This window comes from Kocuria salsicia (assembly GCF_007681555.1).
GTDB lineage: Bacteria > Actinomycetota > Actinomycetes > Actinomycetales > Micrococcaceae > Kocuria > Kocuria salsicia.
On record NZ_VELE01000006.1, the window covers coordinates 113239 to 134960 of the forward strand.

General features: G+C 66.4%; 16 protein-coding genes and 1 pseudogene. 2 read left to right on the plus strand and 15 right to left on the minus strand.

The genetic code is table 11. The features are described 5' to 3' along the window. Positions 1-73 precede the first annotated feature (73 nt). Complete coding sequence (msrB, locus tag FS770_RS09805; protein WP_053447646.1) at positions 74-499, plus strand: peptide-methionine (R)-S-oxide reductase MsrB; 426 nt, start codon at positions 74-76, stop codon at positions 497-499. Between the two features lie 175 nt (positions 500-674). Here msrB and FS770_RS09810 read toward each other — a convergent pair whose 3' ends face one another. Continuing rightward, positions 675-1139, minus strand: a complete 465-nt coding sequence (locus tag FS770_RS09810) for a YkgB family protein (protein WP_051050204.1) — start codon at positions 1137-1139, stop codon at positions 675-677. Between the two features lie 297 nt (positions 1140-1436). Further along, positions 1437-2066 (minus strand): TetR/AcrR family transcriptional regulator, encoded by a 630-nt coding sequence (locus FS770_RS09815; protein ID WP_158443063.1) that lies wholly within the window; start codon positions 2064-2066, stop codon positions 1437-1439. A gap of 215 nt (positions 2067-2281) precedes the next feature. On the opposite strand from FS770_RS09815, the gene FS770_RS09820 reads away from it, so the two are divergent. Then, positions 2282-2854, plus strand: a complete 573-nt coding sequence (locus tag FS770_RS09820) for an MOSC domain-containing protein (RefSeq protein WP_011117093.1) — start codon at positions 2282-2284, stop codon at positions 2852-2854. Between the two features lie 213 nt (positions 2855-3067). Here the strand turns inward: FS770_RS09820 and FS770_RS09825 are convergent. From FS770_RS09825 to FS770_RS13905, 13 genes and pseudogenes are all read right to left on the minus strand, one after another. Further along, a protein-coding gene (locus FS770_RS09825; protein ID WP_425323835.1) for an IS3 family transposase occupies positions 3068-4455 on the minus strand; the annotation gives its coding sequence in 2 pieces (ribosomal slippage) (positions 3068-4107 and positions 4107-4455; 1389 coding nt in all). A 111-nt stretch (positions 4456-4566) separates the two neighbouring features. After that, complete coding sequence (locus FS770_RS09830) at positions 4567-5208, minus strand: glycosyltransferase family 2 protein (RefSeq protein ID WP_244944864.1); 642 nt, start codon at positions 5206-5208, stop codon at positions 4567-4569. Continuing rightward, positions 5195-6292 carry a HEAT repeat domain-containing protein gene (locus FS770_RS09835; protein ID WP_145011470.1) on the minus strand — a complete coding sequence of 366 codons (1098 nt, stop codon included), beginning with the start codon at positions 6290-6292 and terminating at the stop codon, positions 5195-5197. Before FS770_RS09835 ends, FS770_RS09830 begins: the two co-directional genes overlap by 14 nt. A 6-nt stretch (positions 6293-6298) precedes the next feature. Continuing rightward, the gene (locus tag FS770_RS09840; protein WP_244944865.1) at positions 6299-6715 is read right to left on the minus strand and encodes a response regulator transcription factor; all 417 of its coding nucleotides are present in this window, start codon (positions 6713-6715) and stop codon (positions 6299-6301) included. 88 nt (positions 6716-6803) lie between these two features. Beyond that, positions 6804-7430 (minus strand): YdhK family protein, encoded by a 627-nt coding sequence (locus tag FS770_RS09845; protein ID WP_085106906.1) that lies wholly within the window; start codon positions 7428-7430, stop codon positions 6804-6806. Positions 7431-7535: 105 nt separating this feature from the next. After that, positions 7536-8153, minus strand: coding sequence for a DUF4396 domain-containing protein (locus FS770_RS09850; RefSeq protein ID WP_244944866.1), 618 nt, complete (start codon positions 8151-8153; stop codon positions 7536-7538). A 102-nt stretch (positions 8154-8255) separates the two neighbouring features. Beyond that, complete coding sequence (locus tag FS770_RS09855; RefSeq protein WP_145011474.1) at positions 8256-9242, minus strand: IS481 family transposase; 987 nt, start codon at positions 9240-9242, stop codon at positions 8256-8258. Positions 9243-9283: 41 nt separating this feature from the next. Continuing rightward, entirely contained in the window at positions 9284-10048 is a 765-nt protein-coding gene (locus tag FS770_RS09860) for a MerR family transcriptional regulator (RefSeq protein WP_222119050.1), read from the minus strand. Between the two features lie 16 nt (positions 10049-10064). After that, positions 10065-10970 carry a DUF2268 domain-containing putative Zn-dependent protease gene (locus FS770_RS09865; protein WP_222126510.1) on the minus strand — a complete coding sequence of 302 codons (906 nt, stop codon included), beginning with the start codon at positions 10968-10970 and terminating at the stop codon, positions 10065-10067. A gap of 73 nt (positions 10971-11043) precedes the next feature. After that, a complete protein-coding gene (locus tag FS770_RS09870) occupies positions 11044-12117 on the minus strand; it encodes a restriction endonuclease (protein WP_145011480.1) in 1074 nt (357 codons plus the stop codon). Then, a complete protein-coding gene (locus tag FS770_RS09875) occupies positions 12114-14462 on the minus strand; it encodes a 3'-5' exonuclease (RefSeq protein WP_145011483.1) in 2349 nt (782 codons plus the stop codon). The genes FS770_RS09870 and FS770_RS09875 overlap by 4 nt, the downstream gene beginning before the upstream one ends. Next, on the minus strand, positions 14459-21004 hold the full coding sequence (locus FS770_RS09880) for a DEAD/DEAH box helicase (RefSeq protein WP_145011486.1): 6546 nt from the start codon (positions 21002-21004) through the stop codon (positions 14459-14461). The genes FS770_RS09875 and FS770_RS09880 overlap by 4 nt, the downstream gene beginning before the upstream one ends. Then, positions 21001-21722, minus strand: a pseudogene (locus tag FS770_RS13905) (hypothetical protein); the annotation flags it as partial. The gene FS770_RS09880 and the pseudogene FS770_RS13905, both read right to left, overlap by 4 nt.

The following is a 21722-nucleotide window of genomic DNA, read 5'->3' on the forward strand; positions in this document are numbered from 1 at the left end:
CAGGCGGACTTGCTGTGAACCACTGGACTCAACTCACCCTGACACGCAGGGGCCGGGGACCGTTGAAGCCGTCATGAACACTGGATACGACAACTACCGGCCCGAGGTGCACAAGAGTGAGGAGCAGTGGCGTGAGGAACTGACGCCGCAGGAGTTCCAGGTACTCCGGAAGGCGGGCACCGAGAGGCCGTACACGGGCCAGTACTACGACGCGCACACCACCGGTGTCTATCAGTGCCGGGCGTGTGGCCAAGAGCTGTTCACCAGCACTGATAAGTTCGACTCGCACTGCGGGTGGCCCTCGTTCTGGGCTCCCCTGGCCGAGGACAGGGTGCGTTACCTACGTGATCGGTCCTTGGGGATGGAGCGCATCGAAGTGCGCTGTTCCCGATGCGACTCCCACCTGGGGCACCTCTTCGAAGGTGAAGGTTTCCAGACCCCCACCGATCAGCGGTTCTGCATCAACTCGATCTCCATGAAACTGATTTCCTCCGACTGAGTGGCCGCCCACCGGCTGAACCCTCAGCGCGCCGGCTCCAGGGCTTCGCCGCCGCCGGCGCGCTGACCAACCGGCCCCCAGGTCACCGGGGCAGAGAACATGGGCCGGGACGGGGTACCGCACCAGCAGTTCCCGTCCCGGCTCGTTCCGGGTCACGGCAACGGTCGTTTCCGGGCTACCGGCGGCGGGCGTGCTGCAGCGACTCGGCAGCCGTGAGGATGGATGCCCCCAGAAGCACGGTGTCCTTGAGCAGGAACTGCCCCACCATGGACAACTTGGTTTTCCCGTGGTTCTCCTGCTGCACTCCCGGGGTCGTGGCCATGAAACTGAGCGTGGTGACGAACATCCCTACCGCCCCGAGGCTGCCCAGGGCCGAAGCGCGCGGGGCGAGGGGCTTGGCGGCGATGAGAGCTCCCATACCGATCTCGGCCACCCCGATCAGCTGCGCTGTCTTCTTCTCCCCCAGCTTCTTGAGCACCCCGGAGAACAAGGGGCTGGAGGTGACCAGGGGCCTGATGTTCTCCATCTCGTAGTCCTGGAATTTCAGGGAACCGATCCAGACGAGGTTCGTCACCAGGGAATAGCGCAGTACCGAATTCCCCATCTGCTCGATCCCCGTGGTGGAAGTGTTCTTCGTCATCATTTTCTTGTCTCCTCGTTTTTTCTTGTAGATATCACTCGGACTTGAAAAGGAACCCACGGTTCCATGCTCATGCAGCACCTGGTTCTGCACCGGCAACCCGCGGTTTCCCACCGACGCAGCGTGGTACGCACACCCCGTCTTCCGCGTTGTCTGTGCCGCAACCCTTTCCCCGGGCCACCTGCGGAACTCGCGCGCACAGGCGCGTCGGGACGACCTCGTCGGCTTCGTGCGCCACCTCACGTGCTTCCGGACGCATCATGGTCCGGAATCGTCGTCGCCAGGTGTCAACAGGGCTCATCCCTTCCGAGCTATCGGCCTGCGAGTCGAACCGTGCCCATGAACAACTTCGCAGGCCATGTCGGCGGCCAGCTCGACCAGCGCAGGATCCCGTGTCATCTTGGCGGACGTTTTCGCCCCGTCGTACAGCACCATCACCTTGTCCACCGCGGTCGAGGACCCGTCCTCCCCGAGCAAATGGGCGATATGTGAGGCCAGTGCTTCCCGGTAATGAGCGATCACCTGGCCCACCCCGAGATCATCCGGGCGTTCGATGGCGGCGTTCATGAACGGGCATCCGTGGAACGTGCCGGCCAGAACATCGACAGAGATTCCATCGAAGAAGACTCTCAAGCGCTCAGTCGCGCTGGCCCGGGGGTCGTCCCTGGTTTCGGAAGCGGCTTTCCAGGTGGCCTCCTCCTGCTGGAGGTAAGCCACTACCAGAGCCTGTTTGTTGCCGAAGTGGTGATACATGCTGCCCTTGGCCACGCCGACCTCAGCGATCACCAGATCGATGCCGGTGGCATTGATGCCGCGTGTGTAGAACAGCCGGCGGGCGGTCGCCATGATCCGCTCACGAGCTCCCGTGGACCTCGCAGGCGACCGGTTCGGCGCAGTGGCCTGGGCTTCGGGGATGACTGCCATCATGCGCACCATGCTAGACGGATCCGTCTATTCTGGCTAGACGGATCCGTCTACAATCGTGGCTGGCGCCGCGCCGGAGGCCCGTAAGACAACCGATCCCCCGGGTCTCTGACGGGGCTTGGAGGAGGAAACCTGAACGCTGAAATTCTCGCTATCAACGGTGCGTCCGGTGGTGTCTACGGTGTGCCGGCAACCGTGGTGACGAAGGGAATGATGGCATGATGCAGACCTATCAGTACGACGTGGAGATCCTGCACCTGCTCGTGTCCCCGGGCCATGCCTACTTCGGCCGCGCCCGGGACGGCGCGGCGGACGTGCCCACCACGGATGCCGACCGGGTCGAGCTGGTGGCCGGCAAGGGCGTGGTGGGCGACCGGTTCTTCGGCAAGGCCGCGCACATGGACGCCGCCCTCACCCTGCTCGCCGTCGAAGCACTCGAGGCCATGGCGGCAGATCTGGGCACACCTCCCTTCGACCCGCTCCTGACCCGGCGCAACGTGGTCCTCCGGGGCGCCGAGCTGGCGCCCCTGCTCGGCGGGGAATTCGCGTTGGAGTCCCAAGGTGCTTTCGTGCGGCTGCGGGGTGGGCGGCCGGCCCACCCCTGCGCCTGGATGGACCGGGTGCTCGCCCCGGGCGCGCACGCCGCCATGCGCGGCCGGGGCGGCCTGCGCTGCCAAGTGCTCTCGGACGGGTTCCTGCACCGCGGGCCGGCCGTACTGCACAGCCCTGTCCCGCTCGAGGCCGAACGAGCCGGGGATTCCGTCCGGCGGCGACCGACACGGCTGCCATAGCGCCCCTCGTAGGTGACGCAGCCAGGGACCCCCTTGCTTTACGTAAGGCCCGGCTACCGGTCACCCGCGGCAACGATGACGCAGTTGGGGTTCCCGCGGGGGCCGTACGGGTAGATCGATGTGGCAGTGCGCTGTGTGGCGTATGCCGCCTCGGGATTCCTGTGGCCGCTGGTCGTCTCCGGAATTTTTCAAGGTGTTTGAGGCCAGTGGGTGTCAGGCGGCTACCGGTTCGGCGGCGGTTGGTTGGTTGATCCAGGCGTGGGTGGGTAGCGCGAGGATTTTCGGGTCAGCGGTGGTGGAGAAGCGCTCGGGGTGAGTAGCGCGGGCCGCGGCCAGGGCCGCTGAGCGCTGCTGACTCACGGTCGCGGCGTGGCCGTAGTGGACGTCGGCGGGGGTGTGCAGCCCGATCCCGGTGTGACGGTGTCCGTGGTTGTAGGTCTCGACGAAACCGGCCATGAACGCCCGGGCGGCGGCCAGAGAGCCGAAGCGGTCCGGGAAGACCGGGGCGTACTTCAAGGTCTTGAACCACGCCTCGGAATACGGGTTGTCATTGCTCACGCTGGGTCTGGAGTGGGAACGGGTGACGCCGAGGTCGGCCAGCAGCGCGGCCACAGGTTTGGAGGTCATCGAGGTGCCGCGGTCGGCGTGCACCACGGTGGGCACACCGTGAACCCCGAAGATCTCCTTCATCATCTCCTCGGCCAGAGGCCCGGACTCTCGGGCGTGGACGTGGGCGCCGACGATGTAGCGGGAGTAGACGTCGAGCATCACGTAGGCGTCGTAGTAGACGCCCTTGGCCGGGCCGGGCAACTTGGTGATGTCCCAGGTGTAGACCTGACCGGATCCGTCGGCCATCAGCTCAGGGATCGCTCGGGCCGGGTGACGGGCCTGGCGCCGGCGTTCCTTCACCTGCGCGGCGGCTGCGAGGATGCGGTACATGGTGGCGATCGAGCACAGGTACACCCCGCGCTCCAGCAGCGTGGCGTAGACCTGGGCCGGGGGCTGGTCGACGAATTCGTCACTGTTGAGCACCTCCAGCACCCGTTCCCGCTCAACGCGACTGAGCCGGTTGGCCGGCTCCACCGCGGTCCGAGGTCCCGGTGCTGTCCGGGCCCGCCGGCGGGTGGCGGTGGCCCGCGACACCCCGGTCAGTCCCGCTGCGTCCCGGGTGGTCACGCCTGCGGCGGTGAGCTCGGTGTAGGCGCCCATCAGCGCTTCTTGCGCGGCTGCTCGGTGTCCGCGCTCTCGGAAATCTGCTCCAAGAGCGCGTGTGCTTTTCCCATGATGTCCAGGGCGGTCTCGGTGGTGGCCAGCTTCTGCTGGGAGGCGGCCAGCTGGCGGCGCAACCGGGCGATTTCGGCCTGCTCCGCACTCGGCCGGCCAACGGCTTCATCGGCCGCCTTGCCTTCGAGCACGCCAGCATCGCGCATCCGGCGCCATTCGCTGATCAGCGAGGAGTACAGGCCCTCCCGGCGAAGGTAGGCCCCACCCTGCTGCTCCTGGCAGGCCTGTTCGTAGGCGGCCAGATGCGCCAGCTTCTGCTCCGGGGTGAAGCTCCGGCGCCGAGCCGGGCCACCAGCACGAGGGTGAGCGTCACTCATCTGTCCATCATCGGCGATCGCGGACAACGGCGGGGCGAACGTGGAACTACTCATGGTGATCGATCCTGAATCTCGCCCTGCGTCAGGCGGACTTGCTGTGAACCACTGGACTCAACTCACCCTGACACGCAGGGCGGCGGCGACCGTGGAGATCGGGTCCTCGATGAAGGGCCGGGACACCGTCAGCAGCGCCCCGGGGTCCAGGATGGAGTCCGAGTCCACGAACAGCACCAGGTCCTCGCGGGCCAGGTTGACGCCCACGTTGGTGGAGTCGGAGCGGCCCGAGTTGCGCTTGTGCACCACGGTCAGCCGGGTCCGCCCGTCCCGTGGGACGTGAATGCTGGCCGGTGCCTCCCGCACCGGAACGTCCTCGGGCATCTGCCGGGACACCGGCACCAGGTCGAAGGCCCGGCGCAGCACCTCGAAACCGTTGTCGGTGCTGCCGTCGTCCACCACGATCACCTCGTGGCGCGGGTGCTGCAGCGACAGAAAGGACTCCACGGCCACGCGGATGCCGACCTCCTCGTTGTGCATGGGTGCCACCACGCTGATGCCGGGCATGGTGCGGGAGCGCATCAGTTCCTCCCGCCCCGCAAACGGGATCCGGCGGCGGTAGGCCACGAAGTCCACCGCCGCCAGGACGATCATCACCAGGTAGGACGTGTTGATCAGCAGGAAGTAGATCAGCACCGGCACCGCAATGAACGCCAGGATCCCGGCCACAGCGCCGCGCAGCAGCTCAAGCCACTCCACGGCCGGCTCCTCTCATGGCGCTCAGCTGCAGCGCGTAGTGGGCGGGGTGCACGGCAGGGGTGTCACCGTCCAGGGCGCCCAGCAGCCGCTCCCTCCCGGCAGGGCCCAGTTCGGTGAGAGCCACCGCGGCCCGCTCCGCCAACCGGGGCCGGGTGTCCTCGACCAGGGGGCCCAGGGCCGCCACGGAGGCGGGCAGACCCAGCCGTTCGAGGGACTCCACGGCGGCGAGCGCCACGCTCTCGTCCCGGTGGCGGGCGAGCCCGGACAGGACGGCGAGGTCCTGCGCTCCCCCCACCCATCCCAGGGCGCCGACGAAGGCGGTGAGGGCCCGGGGGTCGGTCTCCTGTGCCAGGCGCTCACGCACGACGGGAGCGGCACCTGGCACGGGGCGCACTCCGATCACAGTTGCCGCCACATGGCGCACCGCCGGGTCCGGGTGCAGGGTGGCCTCCTCGATCACGGGTGCCGCTGCGTCGTCGAAGGCGCACAGGGACTCCACGGCCACCCAGCTGGGCAGTCCGCGGGGACGACGCCGCGGCGCCACCGCGCGCAGCACGGCGCGGGCCGCGGAGCCGTCGCCGAGCAGCGCCAGGGCACGGGCGGCGGCAACCACCACGTCCGCGGAACGGTCCTGGAGCAGGGGCAGGAGCCGGGGCGCGGACTCGCGAGCGCGCATCAGCCCGAGGGTCCAGGCAGCGTGGGCACGGCGCACCGCGCTGTGGGAGGAGAGCCCCGTGATGGCCCACTCGGCGCGTCCGTGGGCGTCGAGCACCCGGGCCAGAGCACGGGCGGGCTCCCCCCTGACCTTGGAGAGCATCGCGGAGACGGCGCGGTCCACCACCGGTACGCGGCGCCGGGGCACCGCAGTCAGGCGGCGCAGGGCGGAGGCGTCGTCGTCCTCACCGGACGCGACCTCGAGCATTGCGGGGCGCAACTCACCGAGCAGCTTCGCGTCCCGGCGTTCACGCCACTGCCGGCCTGCACGCGATCCCAGGACGGTCGCGAGGAGCAGGGCCGCGGCCCATACCAGAACCCACAGCACCCAGGACAGCAGCTGCGCGGAGACCACCGTGGGGGTCGCCACTGCGGGTCACCGCCCCCGGCCGAGGAGGCTGTTCACACGGTGCACCAGCTCACGGGGGCTGAAGGGCTTGGTGACGTACTCGTCCGCACCGGTGTTGTACCCGTCGTCCACGTCCGTGTCCCTGGCCCGGGCGGTCAGCAGGACCACTTTGAGGTGTTTCAGAGCCTCGGTGGCACGGATCTGGCGCAGCACGTCCAGTCCGCTGAGACCGGGCATCATGACGTCCAGCACCACGACGTCTGGGATGCCGTCCTCCAGCGCGCTCAGCGCAGCGGTGCCATCCTCCACCGCCCGGACCTCGTATCCCGCCTGCTGCAGTTTGAAGACCACGAGGTCGCGAATGTCGGGGTCGTCGTCCGCAACGAGGACGGACGGGTGTTCAGGGCTCTCGAGGGCGCTCCGTGTGTCTGGGGGGATGGACACGCTCCGAATCCGCGGCAGCGGAGGAGATGAAGCCAAGAGTATTCAAAAACATGCAGGTTGGCGGGAGATGACACTTGGTGCGGTGAAATCAGCCGCGGGGCTTCATCTCCTTCTCCACGACCCACTTGTGGTTGGTCATGGTCATGCCGTCCGCCTTGTAATCCACCATGTAGACGGTCTGGGTGGTGGAGGAGGCAACGGTGCCCGCGGCGCCCTTCATGCCGGGCATGTGGTCCGCCTCGATGGTGACCTCGGTGCCGTCCGCGAGGCGCTCCGAACCGGCACCCTGGAGTTCCTCCTGGACCACCCACTTGTGGTTGATGACCTCGGGCCCACCGTCCGTGGGGGTGTAGTTCACGGCGTAGGCCACGGTCTTGTAGGCGCCCACCACAGTGGCCGGGGCGTCCCTCATGCCCTCCATATGGTCGGTGGTCAGCGTGACCTGCGTGCCCACCGGGTAGGTGGGCTTCTCCGCGGCGGCGATGCCCTCCGGGGCGGGGCCACCGTCCATGGCGTGCATGTGCTCGTGCCCGCCCTGGCTCGCGCTGGGCGTGCCACTCGCGGAGGACGACGTCGCCTGGCTCGTCGCGCTGGAGGTCGCGCTGGTCTCGTGGCCCTCGTGGGCGGAGTGGTCCGCGGAATCGGAACCGGCGGAGCAGGCGGTGGTGGTCACCAGGATGGCGAGACCGGCGAGGGTGAGGGGAAGTCGACGCATGGGAAAGGATCCTTTCTGCGGGCCCGCCCGGGTTGCTGGACCCCGGTACGGGCGGGTTTCTGGTGGGAATGCGCGGTGGCAGCGGGGCCCCGCTGCACTGGTTCCCTACAAGAGGGTACCGAGGGACGCGACGAAGCCGCCCAGCATGAACGCGCTGATGCCGTACGCCAGGGGGCGGTTGTCCATGGGGCCGCCGCCGGAGGCGTGGTGGGTGATGGCGTGGCCCTTGCCGCGGCGCAGCAGGGCCTTGTTCACCGGGTATGCCGCGAAGTACGCGATCACGAGGGACAGGGCCATGGAGCCCCAGAAGAGGGCGTCGAGCAGGCCTGCGTCCATGGCGCCGGGAACCAGCCACATGACGAGGTTGTCCACGACCTCCATGGTGAGGATGGAGACGGTGTCCGCGGCGAGCACGAGGCGCAGGGCCTGGCCCACACTGATGCCCGAGCGCAGCAGGGGCAGGGAGGACAGGGCGTAGCCGAACACGAAGGCCAGGGCGATGGCCACGGCAGTGCTGGTGACGTTGCCCCACCCGAACACAGTGGCCAGGATCAGGCCGAGGATCTCACCGATGGAGCAGCCGGTGAGGCAGTGGAGGGTGGCGCTGGCGGCCATGTTGGACATGTCGTGGCCTGCGTGGCTGGAGGGGGCGTGGTCGTACATGTCGTGGCCCGAGAGGGAGTCCGAGTGATCGGTGGGGTGGGTGGTGGCGGGCGTGCTCATAGCATCAACCGTATACCCTCGGGGGGTACCCAGTCACAACATTTTACTTCCCGCGTTTATGGAGCGGCCCAGTGGTTTCCGCCAAAATGAGTCGGAGATGCCCTAGGTGTACTGACCGGACACGTTGATCAAACGTGAGAAAGGCGGCTGGTTCCCGCAGGCCGTGTGGGAACGGTGCTGGTTGTAGTAGTGCAGCCAACCGTCCAGTTCGCCCCGTCGCTCGGCCTCCGAGGAGTAGCAGCGGGCGTAGGCCCAACCGTCAGCCAGGGTGCGGTGGAACCGCTCGATCTTCCCATTGGTCTGCGGACGATACGGACGGGTCCGCTTGTGCTTGATCCCGAGCTCGGCGCAGGTGTCTCGCCACAGGTGAGACCGATAAGCCCCGCCGTTGTCCGAGAGGACCCGCTCGACGGTGACGCCTCGCTGGTTGAACCACTCGACAGCTCGTACCAGGACCGCGGTCGCGGTGAGTGCGGTTTCGTCGTCGTGGATCTCGGCGTAGGCGACGCGGGAGTGGTCGTCGATGACGGTGTGGACGTAGGCCTTGCCCATTAACGGGTCGTAGTGCTTGTTCTTCGGCTTGTCCGGTGTGGCGGCGCGGTTCTTCTCGCCTTGGCGGCGGCCGACGTAGCGCCAGCCGCTGCCGTCGGGGATGTTGCCTAGTTTCTTCACATCGACGTGGAGCATTGCCCCGGGATGGTCGTGCTCGTAGCGGCGGACCGGTTCGCCCGTGGCCCGGTCAACATGGGACAGCCGGTTCAGGTGAGCGTCGGTCAGGATCCGATGGACCGTCGACGGCGCGATCCCCAAGCGACAGGCCAACTGAACTGGCCCCTCTCGGAGGCGGAGACGGAGCTGGATGCAGCGCTTCGTGGTCTTCGCGTTGGTCTTGTTCGGCGAGTGGTGGGGACGTGAGGGCCGGTCCTGCATCGACTGGCCGGCACGGTAGCGGTCAGCCCAACGCTTCGCCGTCGGCCACGAGACCTGGAAGCGGGCAGCGACCTCGCTGATCGGCCAGCCCTCGTCCACGACGAGACGACCAACGATCAGGCGGTGGCGTGGGGTGAGTGCTGCGTTGGCGTGAGACATGGCATTCCCTTCGGGTGCGCCACCAGCCCGAAGAGCGCTGATCAGAGGTGCTGGGCGTAGTGGCGCAATGCCTGGGCGGCAAAGTCTGCGGCTGCGGCTCCCCCGAACGCGGGATGGAAGTCTGGGTTGGTGGTATAGAGGTTGGCCATGCCGGTGAGCATGGCGCGGGTCTTATCGATGTCACCGGCGTGCCCCGGTGTGCCCGGGATCTGGGCGAACCAGGCTGCGTGGACCGCTGCGTGCTGTTGAGCCTGATCGCTGGACGGGGAGACACCGGATTGGTGGAGCTCGCCCCACTGGGTCAGGAGTTGCTCGGCATCGGCTTGAAATTGGCGTTGCTGGGTGAGGTTCTTGGCATGCCACCACCGATTGGACTGCTCGAACACGTCGCGGCCCCACTGCTCGGTGACCTCCGCCTCGTACCGGTCATTGAAGCCTTCGAGCATCATGTCCATCCGCGGTTGCCGTCCCTCGCGTCTCATCGCCAGAGTGTGCTCGACAGAAGCGATGCGAAGTCCCAGCGCTTCCTGCTCATGCTCGAGGTGTGCCAGGTGCCCCTCGAGTGCGTTGATCTCGTCATCCGGGTTCGCGCCGGAGGCCAGTGCCTCGCTGATGGCAGCGAGGCTCAGCCCAGCTTCACGCAGGAGCAGAATCCGTTGCAGGCGTGCCACAGCGGTGGGGCCGTAGTAGCGGTAGCCGTTCGCGCCGATCCGGTCCGGGGTCAGCAACCCGATCTGGTGGTAATGGCGCAGCGTCCGGCCGCTCACACCGGCGCGATCAGCGAGTTCTTGGACAGTCCACTCCACGAGCACGGCCCTCCTGTTAGCGAGTTGGCATCCCCAGACCCAACTGGGACAGGGATACCGCCAGGATCTCTTCGGCCGGCGTGGTCACCGCCGCCGCGGCCGGCTGCCCAGTGGCATCCAGGTAGGCCGTGACGATCCGGGCTCCCGCCGCGTACCCGGCCCCGGTGGGAAGACCGACCGGTGTCGCGCCGAACAGGCGAGCACTCGCGTCGCCCAACACCCACGCTGCGAAGTCCTGCATTCCGGTCACGGCGAGTCCCTCACCGACGCGGTGCAGCACCGCGTTGCTGGTGCGGGTCTCCTGGCTGACGAAGTGTGTGAACCCCTGCTCGCCCACAAGGCCCACCGCGAAGAGGTCCGCGAGACCTTCAGCGACCACATGTTCCCCGACCGTGACCGTCTGCGGCTCCCACACCACACCGCCTGGCGAGTAGCGCACATTGTGATGCAACTCGTGCAGGGCAATGCCTTCCAGGCGATCCAGGACCTCCTTGGTCGGCCAGACAGTGATGGCGATGTAGCCGCTGATCCCGCCGAAGGCCGACAAGCCGCGGATTTCATCCATAAAGTGCCTGTTCGTGGGATCACCAAGCACGAGCAGTACCTTGAGGTCGGGCACCGTCAGTGTCGGATTCGCCGATGCGAGCTCTCGAAGCCCCATATCGAGCGCTCGCTCGATACGGCCCCACGCATCGGCTCGCTCCAGATCGTCGATCGCACCCAGGATCTCGTCGTTGGCGGCATCGGGCCCGAACCCGAAATTCTGAGTATGGACTGCGGCTAAGTCCGGCCCACCAGGGATGAAGAAGTACATCCCAGCCATCGGCTGCCAGAGTCTGCGAGCTGCGTCCTGCCAGTCCTCGGGGGAGCTGCTCACCATCGCCCGCATCCGGGCTGGACTGTCGATCATCGTCACGGTCATGCCAGCAACGCTAAACATTGCCGTTGCGTCAAGGTCAACCCAGAACGTCAATCAATGTGCCCGGTCAGTACACCTAGGAGATGTTCTCGTCCACCACGTAGATTCGCTTCAGTGGCAGCTTGTCCCGCCACGTGGCGGGGAGTGACTCGTAGTAGGTCAGCGTAAGGTCCGTGATTTCCTTCCCGCCCAGCAACCGGAGGTTGTGGCGTTCACGTTCCAGTGCGGCCGCCTCGCTGCTGTACGAGCCCAGGGTCACGAACAAGCCATGTTCGTCTTTGGCTCCCAGCGTCCCCAGGAGGCCTTGAATATCGGGGCGCCCTTTGGTGGAGGCGGTGTGTTTGCATTGAACCTTGATGAGGGGCGGTTCAAGACCGAGGACGTCCCTGTGAGCGAGCACGTCTACGCCCCCGTCCGCCGTGTAGGTGGTGACGCGCGCTTGATAGCCCATGGCCCTCAGGAGATCAGCCACGAAGTTCTCGAACTCTTGATGCGTAAGGTCCTCCAGGAGGGTCCGCGTGATGAAGTCGTTGGTGTTGTCCTCGATCTGCTTCGCAGTCGGTAGCGCATCGTGCCCGTCCTCTTCCAGATTGGCCGGGGAGGCCATTTCCTCAAGAGGGGCCGGCAGCCCCGCTGGGACAGAGGAGGTCCTTTCGCCGGTCTGCAGCGACGCTACGAAGGCGTCTTCGGAAGGCGCGTTTAAGAACTCCTGAAAGAGACCCGCATGGCGTTTCACTTGGAACAGCGTGAGTGCTGATCCAATCTCATAGAGGGCCGACTTCGGAAAGATCCCGCGGGGGACACCAGTCTTGAGCCACCGCACGGCACGTCTGTGCTTATGGGTTCGCTCTCCGGCGTGGTACCGGTACTGCCCTGTGACCTCACCAAAGTTCAACGTCCGATCCGTCTTGCTGGGAAAGATCACGATGTCCCCCTCGGCCATCTCGAAGGCGAAACGCCGCTGAATCCCCGCCCAAACAGCGATGGCCCCCTGCTTGGCACTGGGTTCACTGGCAACAAGGGCCGCCTTGATGCGCTCGGGGTTGTCGCCCAGGTGAGAGATATCCCCGATCTCCCATCCGATCGAGACAAACCCTTCGGAGAGCAGCTCCTCAGCGAGAACGTCGTTGTGGATACCCCACATTGTCATGACCGGACCTCTTCTGCTAACGGCAAGAACTGGCTCGCCTTCTTACTCCACGAAATCGCCAGCACATCCCGAGCGCGCGTGGCTCCCACATACAGCAGCGAGCGCTCCCGCAGGGCGTTGTCCTCGTGGGCCTTCTCGTCATAGTCGCTGCCGGCAAAGAACCGCGGAATGGACGCTTCACTCACGTCGAACAACAGCACGCGGGAGAACTCGGTGCCCTTGGCCCGGTGGAGGGTCATCACTGCGGGGGTTCCCTGCGGAATGTCCTGCTTATCCACCGGGGCCGCGTTGACGCCCAGTTCTCCCAGGGTGCGGACCAGCGCGTCGCGCTGCTTCTTGGTGCGGGTAAGGATGCCCAGGGTGCTGGCGGAAAGGCCCTCGTCCGCCAGTTCTTTGAGCCACCTGGTCACCAGTCCGGCCACGAGCTCGTATTCCTGCGCGAGATCCCGAGCGGGCAGCAGAACGGGCACGGGCCCGGAGCGGCTCGACACGTAGCGCTCATTCGAGTGGTCCGCTGCTTCGCCTTCGACCTCGTCCAGGTTGTATTCGCCGCCCTCCAAAACCTTGAGAGCCAGCGCGAGGTTCTGTTCGGTGGTGCGGTAGTTCAGCCGGAGCCGCCGAGAACGCCCCACCACTTTGATGCCGTAGTGGCCCAGCACAATGCGCTGGCCATAGATTCGCTGGTTGGAGTCCTCAGCAATGAAGAGGTCATCGGGGCCCTCTGCCACGCTTGCCCTGGCCAGCTGCCAGCGTGTGGGGGTGAAGTCCTGACCTTCGTCGATCAATACGTGATCCGCGGGGAGCTGTCCCTCGGAACGGCGGAGGAAAGCTGCGGCAATGGCCGCCGCTTCATCCCAATCGAGGGACTGGGTGGCCAGGCCATCAGCCCGGTAACGCTGCACGGCCGTCCAGACCGCACGCCGCTGATTGCGCCCGAGCCGCGTCCCTCGGCCTACCCGTGGCGCCCGGAGGTACTCCCGTTCGTCGGTGATGAGCGCGGGCAGGATCACCTCCTGATATTCGGACTGGAAGAACGCGGGCACCGCCACTTGGTGGGGCAGCTCGGTTCCGGCAGCATCGATGGCCTCGTCCCACGGGCTCGCCCCGTAGGCGCCAGAATTGCGGTAGTCAGGGGTGCGTTGGACGCCCCATCCCACCACTTCTTCCATGGCCTGAGACAGTCCCGGTGAACCGTTTGCGTCTCCCAGCACCCGGTGGGCCACCTGGTCGAGCGTCATGACGGTGATGCCGGGCTGGCCGAGCTGCCCTGCCATGCGCACGCGCGGGTCCAGGGCGCGAATTTGCTGCGCAATCATGTCCACGAGGTTGCGGGTATAGGAGACCACCAGCACGCGCGCCTCCGGATTCTTCCGCGCCAGGCGCACCGCGCGGTGAACCAGCACCACGGTTTTGCCCGTCCCCGCACCGCCGGAAAGTCGGAACGGTCCGGAGGTCTTTTTGTCCACGTACTCCTGCTGATCGGGGTGCAGAAAGAGCCGCCATGCATCGAAGTCGCCGCTGGTCAGGGCCTTTTCCAGGGCGGCGTCGTCCTCGATCAAATGGAACTGGGATGCCGCCCGCGCAGTGGTCACTGCACGCACCACGGCGTCCGTCTCGGAGGGCACGCCCACCTCGGTACCGCCCGTCACGGGCTCGTCCACCGCGGTGTAGCGCTCGCGCACGGTCTCCAGAGTTTCCCCCGTGGCGAGGTCCAGCAGTGCATCCGCTTGCCAGCCACCCACGCGGCCCAGGAAGGCCATGAGGTCCGCTTCCGACTCCGCGCGCACGGCCACCGTGGCCACGGACTTGTCCACCCCCAGTTGTGCGGTGAGTTCTTCCACGGCCAGGGCGGCCAGGGGATTGCTCGCCACAATCACCGTCTCGCGCGGGGTCTCGGGGAACAACGACGCCGTACCCTCCTCCTGCTGTAACGCCACCATCTCGGCGGCGCGCGCTTCCACGAGCGCTTTGAGCTCTGCATCCGTGTAGTGCTCCGCACCGGCAATGGCGGTGGAATCCACCTGACGGATCTCCGCCGCTCCGCTGGTGGGGTTCACCCGCGCGTAGGCCTTGGCCGCCACCTGGTAGGCGTCGTCGTGCGCGTACACGCCGTAGAGCAGCCATAGCGAGCCCAAGTCGAAGAGCACGAGCCGGTAGAACTGGTCCACACGCGCCGTGCGAACGCGATCATCCGCGCAGTTCTGAATGGGCTCCACGTGCAGGCCGTTGGTGGTGGGGTCCTTGATGAGCTTCTCCAACGTGGCGTTCACCTTGCCCGCAATGGATTTCTCGTAGCTGCCCAGGAACCCTCGGTCCAGGATGAGCTGTTTCTGCGGCGCAGTCATGGCATCTCCGTCTTCCGTTGAGTGGTGTCACCGTGGGTGGTCAAGATGTTCCGAATGGTGTCCATGTCGGGGCCGGTCACTGTCCAATCGGAGGGAGCCGCCTCGGCAAACTCCGCCGCGAGACCTGCATCAGACAGCCAGGCGATTTTCAGGTCGGTCCAGGCCAGATCCACGACATATCCCTGGAACTCCTCACCAATCTCGGGGAAGGGAAGTTCCCGCTGCCCCGCGAGTGTCAAAATCTGCGCTTCTTCCGCCGTGAACGCGTCCTTCACCGCTTGCTTCCATTCGGGCCCCAGCTCCAGGGAGGCCGAGGAGTGGATAATGTCCACCCCACCTCGGCCGGCTGTCTGAGGTGGCGCGGTCGCGTCGGTGGCGTCCTGCATTTCGGGCACATGGGAGAAGAAATCCAGCCACTGGTTCTCCTCCTGTTGCTCTGCCGCGTGCTCGGTGGCAGAGGTCCAGGTTTCCAGGAGGGTCACGGCCCCTGGCTCTATGTCCTGACGGAGGTTAGACAGCGCCAACCACTGGCGCCAGGAATCCGCGAAATAGGGCGATTCCACGGCGGCGTCCCGGTCATCCAGCACCACGGCTAGCCGGCTGTGGGTAGGGGTAACATCCCCCAAGATCGCCAGGGGACCCGTGCGGCGGACAAAACCCTTGGTAGTCGGCGTCCGCGAAGGATTCGGAAGCGGTGACCCCGGCGGTGTGTCCAGGATGGCCCGGGCCTGCTCGGTCAGGGCGTCGAGGCTCACCGGGGTGGGTTTCCCCGTGAAAAGCAACAGGTTCAGCTTCTTGGCCACGCTGAGTTGTCGCTTAAACGGGTCGGCCTTGCTGTCGCTGATCAGACTCAACAGCTGGTCAAAGGGATTGGCGTCCAGATAGCTCAGGTCCGCGGCATCCACCACACCCTGGCGCTGCAGGGCTCGGGTGAACTGTGGGACCCACATGTCCTTGAGGACCCCTTCACCGGGTTCCCCGCGCTGTGCCGCCTCGTAGGCGTCCAGGTCCGCGTGGGTCACCGCGTACACCAGGTAGCCGCGCTCGCGCAGACCACGGCGCTTGGCGGCGTCGTCGCCCACCCGGCTGTGCGCGGTGGAGGCGTGGTACGTGCGCCCGTCCAGATAAATGGCCGCGCCCTGGCTACCGAACTGGCCCTGCCAGGTAAGTAGGGCGTCCGGTTGGGTGTCCCCCAGGAGCACCTGGGAGGCGTAGGAGTAGCGGACACCTCCCAGCATGACGGAAAATCCCTGACCGCCGTCGCCCACCGTGTCCGTCACCTGTGCTCCGGGCAAAGCGCCCACGGCGGCGCGGAACAAGCGGCGGAAGCGATGTTCCAGGGCAGATTCAAAATCATCACCCACGGGCGCACGGCCCTCCTCCACGCGCCAGGTCATCTCCTCGCCTGGTTCCTTGGAACCCAGGATGGTGCCCAGGATCTCGACGGCGCGCTGTCGGCTCAGATATTCACGCTTGGACGCCCGCACATGCGGCATCAGGCACCGGAAGCACGCGCCCCTGCCCTCGTCCTGGCACACGCAGTCCACCAGAAACTCGTGGGCCCCGCGCAGCAGATGCCACAGGGATTCGGGGGTTGCGAGCTCCGCGAGGTAACCCGTGCCACCGGGCACGGAATCGAAGAGCAGCAGCGAGTCCGCATTGTTCCGGCTGACATCCGGAACCACCTCCATGTTCAGATGGTTGATTTCCCCGCCAAAGCGTTCCCGCAACCCCAGCATGAGCGCGCAGTAGAAGCTCCAGAGGGACCGCCCGGAGGTGTCTTCCGTGATAGACGGCGGAAGGCTGATCATGATGGATTCCGTGACCAGCTTTCGAACCAACACCACGGACACGGATTCCGGATTCTCCACCCTGCGCTGCGTGCACCAGCCTTGGTGTTCCCGTGCGTTGTTTTCGTCCGTGTTCTCGTCTTGGTGACCACAGACGGGGCAGATCAAGAATCCGCCAATGCGCTGCGAACGCCCCGCGAGGGTGGCCTCACGGGCACCCTCCCGCGGCTTGCCCACGTTCATCCGCGTGAGGCGTGACCCGCGGCGGAACGTGACACCCACGCCGGTCCCGCCGATGGACCACTCCGCCCGAGTGTCGGACTCCGTAAAATCGGGGATGGTCAGGGTGTCGTACCAGGTGCTCTCGCGGTCCTCGCGGCCGTCCGAGATCTTGGCCTGGTTCAGCTCCATGGTGGAGGACACCTTGGTCAGTTCCACCACGTTCAGATGCTGACCCGAGTCCGCGATGGTTGGCTTGTGGCATGCGGGGCACGAGTCCAGGCGCTCCGTGGGGGCAATCTCCTGGCTGTGCCCGCACTCCGGGCAGAAGGCGAGCCGACGGACCCCGGCGCCGTCACTACCCACGTCTACGGAGTCGATCTTCAGCTCGTGTCCCCCGGCGTAGAAGGTATTGCCCGGCGCCAGCTCGGTGAGGGCCGTGAAGCCCGAGCGCTCATATTCCGCCGGGATGTGCTTCCAGTTATCGTGCTCATCCCGGTAGGTGAGGGTGGCCTCCAAACTCACCGCATCATCGAACAGGGTGAAGTTGGGCAACACACCAAAGCGTTCGAGCACGCCGATCCAGTGCTCGTGGCTCAGTTGGGAGGACTCCGCACGCAGCCGCGCGCTGCTGCCCTTGAGGCGACGTTCCTCCCGCTCGCGCGCCGCGGGGTCCTCCGTGAGACCCAGCTTTTGCTCCTGCTCATCCAGGAGTTGTTGCTGTCCCTCGAGTTCTGTGGCGAGCTTGCCGTCCTCCTCCGCCGTGATCACCACCGTGCCATCGGCAATCGCCCGGAGCTGCTTCTCCACGCGTTCCCGGCGGTGATGCAGCTCGTCCTTCTCGCGCTGCCACCGCAGTACGGAGGCCTTGATGGCTCGTTCCAGCCCGTTGGGCTCGCCGTTCTCCGGCCACGTGGCCCACGTGCGCAGGGCCTGCGCCGCTTCCTGGGTCATGCCCCACCGCGGTTCGTCGCCCACTTGGAACGCGGAGAGGAACTCGTCCAGTCGCTGCTGGGAATGCTCACGCGCATCGGCCAGCAGCGTGCCCAGGAACGTGCCGGGGTCGCTGGACTTCATGACGGAGGCCGCGCGCGCGGGATCCGGCGTGCCCTCGTCTCCCGCCATGCGGTCCATGAGGAACGCTGTGTACTGCCGGTGCAGGATCTCCTCCGCAGACAGATATGCCGCCGGAGGCCGTACCCCGCCGTTGAGCATGAACTGCGGTTCGATGAACGCCGAACCCTTGCCGCGCGTGGTCATGAAGGCCAGGTCCAGGGAGTTGCCGGTCAGGCGGCCAGCGCGTCCCACGCGTTGCAGGTAGGAGGCCACGGTGTCCGGGATGGACGCCAGGATCACAGTGGAGAGATCACCAATGTCGATACCCATTTCCAGCGTGGGCGTAGCCACCAGCACGTTCGGGGCGCCCGGCGTGGTCTCGCTGTTCTTGAACTCGTTCTCGTACTGCAGGCGTGTGTCCGCGGGAAGCAGTGAGGTGTGTTCGCGGGCAATCACGCGCCGCATGTCCCCGCGGTACAGGCTGCGGTAGTAGCTGTCCCGCAGGGTGTCCGGGTGGAGCGTGCCCTTGCACTGGTAGGCGGTGCAGGGTCCGCCCTCCAGGGCGTGCAGGGTATCGGGAAGTCCCGTGACCACTTGCCCACACTCGGGGCAGCGCAGGATGCCGGCGGGCCCGGAGAGGGTGGCCAGCACCAGGTTCTCCGGGCGCAGGCCGTAGCTTTCCGTGGTCACGGTGCCCCGTTGCATCACGGGCACCGTGTCGGTCAGGTGCTGCTCAGTGAGCGCGGTGAACAGGGGCTTGAGCAGGTATCCCGCCCGGCGCCGGTCCACGCCCAGGCAGCGTGAGGTCCAGTCCACGTACCAGCTGGTGGAGTTGGTGGGGTCCACAAACCCCGTGTTCTCCTTAAACCGGCCGGTTGCGGGGAACGAGGGCGCGCGTCGCCCGCGTGGGAAGGCGGGCATCACGTCCTTGGGCCGGCGTCCACCCCAGATCTCGTAGCGGGTTCCGCCCTTTTCGCGGTATCGCCGCAGCCACTCATGGGCGATAGCACCGTCCACGCGGAGGCGCTCCAGGATGCCGCGCACCCACGCGCCGGGCCGCGCGGCACCGCGGGCTTCGATCCCGGGCAGGTCGATCGTCACTTCCCGTGCCGCCAATTCCAACACGTCATGAGCCAGGGTCTCTAGCTCGTCCTCGGCCGCCTGCACGGAGGCCGCCGCCGTTCCGGTAGCCGCCAGGGTGCGCCCGTAGGACTCCACGAGGCCCACTTCGAGTTCCACATCGAACTCCAGGCGGGTGGCCACGCGCTCCCGGGCACGACGCCGCCTGTTCCGGTCCTCGGAGTCATCCCAGTACCCGCGGACGGGCGCGTTTTCGGCAATCGAGGGGTGCAGCAGCCGGTACCGCTCCTCCGAGGTGCGGGCCTGGTCCATCATGCGCGTGACCACGTCCCGCACTGGAGCGGGCTCGTCTGTCAGCGCGGACTGGATCGCCGAACGCAGCGCCAGCGAGTAGGAGCGGGCCTCCACGAATCCCGCCCGATGTGCGGCGTCCTGCACCGAGTCCGTGAACACTAGCGACTTCTTCTCGCTGAGGTTCAGTCCCTCCGAACCGAACAGGCTGGAGAGCGCCACGGAGAGCAGCGTGGCGGTGCGGGAGCCCACAAAGCGGATGCCGTCGTCTTCCTTGCATGCCGGGCAGTTGTCGTTGGTGCTCAGCCCGTCCGCTTCCAAGCCCACATGCATCCACACGGGGAGGGTGTCCAGATCACCGGCGTCCTCTTCCGGGAGCTCGTCCTCAATGGCGTACCGCTCCGGGTTAAGGAACCGCAGGCGCTCATCGCCTTCGGGGTCCACACCGGGCACGGAGATCAGGGCACGGAACCGCCCGGATTTGCGGGCCTGTGCTTCACGGATGGTCTGTGGTTTCACGACCAATTCGCCCGTGCCGGTGAGCGCGACGCCCCATCCGGAACGCCCGCAGTGGCGGCAGTAAATGGCGGGCAGGAAGCTACAGTCATGGGCCCCCCGATCGTCGCTCCATGCAAACGCAACGGCCGGCGACGTCGCCCGGTCCACGTGGGACACCTCGCGCGTCCAGAGGTGCAGCTCCACGTTGGGGAAACTATTGCGTTCCGCCCGCGAGCGCACGTGGGACAGCGCGCCACCCAGCGCCTCCACGCAGCGAGCCCCGGTGGTGTCCTGGTCCAAGTGAGGCACAAGGGCGGCGGCGAGATCGCGGATGGAGGTGGCCTGGGCTGCGGCGGACAGAAGCGCGCTCACGAGGGGGTGGGCGAGGAAGAGATCCCGCTCGGTGGCGGCGTCGAGCTCGGCGTTCTCCGCCAGGCCCCCCAGGGACGGCCAGAGCACGTCGAGCACGCGACGGGTGAGCTCGGCCGGCTCCGGCAGAGCCCCGTCCGTGGCACCGGGCAGGATCTCCAGGACCGGGTGGAGCTGGGTCAGCGTGGGATGTTCCTGCGCGTGCAGATCCGCACTGTCGATGCCGACGGCTGACCCGGAGCGAAGACGGTCCAGCGCGGCATCACGCAACGCGTCCTGCGTGACGCGGCGTTCCGTGACCACGGACTCCACGGTGAACGGAGCGCCAAAGATGGTGCTCGCGAAATCCGCCACGGGGGCGATATCGCTCTCGTCCCCCAGCGTGGCGGAGGTTGCCACTGGAACCATGGCGGTGCGTTGCGGGGCCAGGCGTTCCAAAACCAGGCGCAACCGACGGATGAGCATGGCCACGTCGGTTCCCTGGGCACCGTTGTAGGTGTGGAACTCATCCAGCACCAGATAACGCAAGGACTCGGCGGAGTGCTCCCACAGCGGGCGGTCCGCCGAACGCAGGAGGAGCTGGTCCAGCATCTTGTAGTTGGTCAGGATGATGTCCGGAACCGCGGAGCGGATGGTGTGCCGGTCCTCGATGAGTCCCTCCGGGGACATGACCGTGCGCGGTGCCCCCGAGTGCTCGCCCGTGTAGAGCGCGGCCGTTACTCCGTTCAGCGCCGGGTTCTCGTGGATCATCCGCGCCAAACGGCCCGCCTGGTCATTGGCCAAGGCGTTCATGGGGTACAGGATGATGGCCTTGATCCCGTGCACGCCCTGCTTCCGGGCCCGGACCGCGTAATCCAGGAGCGGATAAAGGAACGCCTCGGTCTTACCCGATCCGGTTCCCGTGGTCACGATGGTGGGTTCCGGAATCCGCAGGCCTTTGCGGTCCTGCGGGCCCTCCACCGAGGGGTCTGTGGTGAGACGGCGGAACGCCTCGGCCTGGTGGGCGTAGGGCTGGAACCAGTCCGGCAGCACGCTCAGCGGGGAGGCCTCGGGCTCGGTGTGGAATGGCAACCGCGTCCGCAGGAACGGACCCCGGAAGATGCCCTGATGCTTGTTGCTCAGGAAGTCAGCAAACGCGTCCCGCGCATAGCGGTCCGAGAACTTGATGGCCGTGGTGACGTATTCCACCAGGGCCGATTTCATAGCCTCGGCCTGCAGCGAGGGAAGCAGCTCACTCATGCGCCATTGACCCCTTCATAGACACCCGGTTGGTATACGCCCTGCTCCATGCGCTCGGCGAAAGCGGCATAGGCTTCGCGCATGTCCGCCTCGCGGTCCAGGATCCGGAAGGGCTCGAGGGCGGTGATTTGCCGACCCTCGGGGGTCTCGTAGGTGCGGTCCGCAACGCTCAGGCCGTACTCCGGACGCCCCGCCTTATTCCATGCCGTGCGCACGGTGGAGGGGATCAGGCGGCCGGTGGCGTCGTAGACCTTGCCGCGCTGGGTGTCCTCGCCGCGCTCGTACTTATACAGCACGCCAAACTGGGTGCGGTACAGCGTGCACAGTTCATCAATAGGAATGCCCGCTACATGCGCCATAATCGCGTCAATTTCTACTAGAGCACGATGGCGGTCCTCGTCCCGTCGCAACGGAGTCGCAACCGACCATTCCGAGGACACATCCCCAAGATTGGGACGATCAGGCCGGTGATGACCGCCCGTCCAAGAGTCCTGCACCATAGCGGGTGTCCAGCAGTCCCGCCAGAGGTCCGCGTAAGCCTCAGTAAGGCAATTCAATCGGAGGATGCGAAGTGCAGCTACGGGGGCAAGAGCGTGTGCTTCCGGAATGAGGGGAAGGTGCTCGATAACGGGGCCGTAAATATTGCTCGCAGAGGGGCTCTTCAGGATCCAGGGTGTAGTTGGGGTCGGCGCGTCGGTCGCCGGATAGGGGTCGAGGC

What these genes read in the sequence shown, in the direction of transcription:
- msrB (WP_053447646.1), top strand. Translation starts at nt 74, where the DNA reads ATGAACACTGGATACGACAACTACCGGCCCGAGGTGCACAAGAGTGAG.
- FS770_RS09810 (WP_051050204.1), bottom strand. Translation starts at nt 1,139, where the DNA reads ATGACGAAGAACACTTCCACCACGGGGATCGAGCAGATGGGGAATTCG.
- FS770_RS09815 (WP_158443063.1), bottom strand. Translation starts at nt 2,066, where the DNA reads ATGATGGCAGTCATCCCCGAAGCCCAGGCCACTGCGCCGAACCGGTCG.
- FS770_RS09820 (WP_011117093.1), top strand. Translation starts at nt 2,282, where the DNA reads ATGATGCAGACCTATCAGTACGACGTGGAGATCCTGCACCTGCTCGTG.
- FS770_RS09845 (WP_085106906.1), bottom strand. Translation starts at nt 7,430, where the DNA reads ATGCGTCGACTTCCCCTCACCCTCGCCGGTCTCGCCATCCTGGTGACC.
- FS770_RS09850 (WP_244944866.1), bottom strand. Translation starts at nt 8,153, where the DNA reads ATGAGCACGCCCGCCACCACCCACCCCACCGATCACTCGGACTCCCTC.
- FS770_RS09855 (WP_145011474.1), bottom strand. Translation starts at nt 9,242, where the DNA reads ATGTCTCACGCCAACGCAGCACTCACCCCACGCCACCGCCTGATCGTT.
- FS770_RS09865 (WP_222126510.1), bottom strand. Translation starts at nt 10,970, where the DNA reads ATGACCGTGACGATGATCGACAGTCCAGCCCGGATGCGGGCGATGGTG.
- FS770_RS09870 (WP_145011480.1), bottom strand. Translation starts at nt 12,117, where the DNA reads ATGACAATGTGGGGTATCCACAACGACGTTCTCGCTGAGGAGCTGCTC.
- FS770_RS09875 (WP_145011483.1), bottom strand. Translation starts at nt 14,462, where the DNA reads ATGACTGCGCCGCAGAAACAGCTCATCCTGGACCGAGGGTTCCTGGGC.
- FS770_RS09880 (WP_145011486.1), bottom strand. Translation starts at nt 21,004, where the DNA reads ATGAGTGAGCTGCTTCCCTCGCTGCAGGCCGAGGCTATGAAATCGGCC.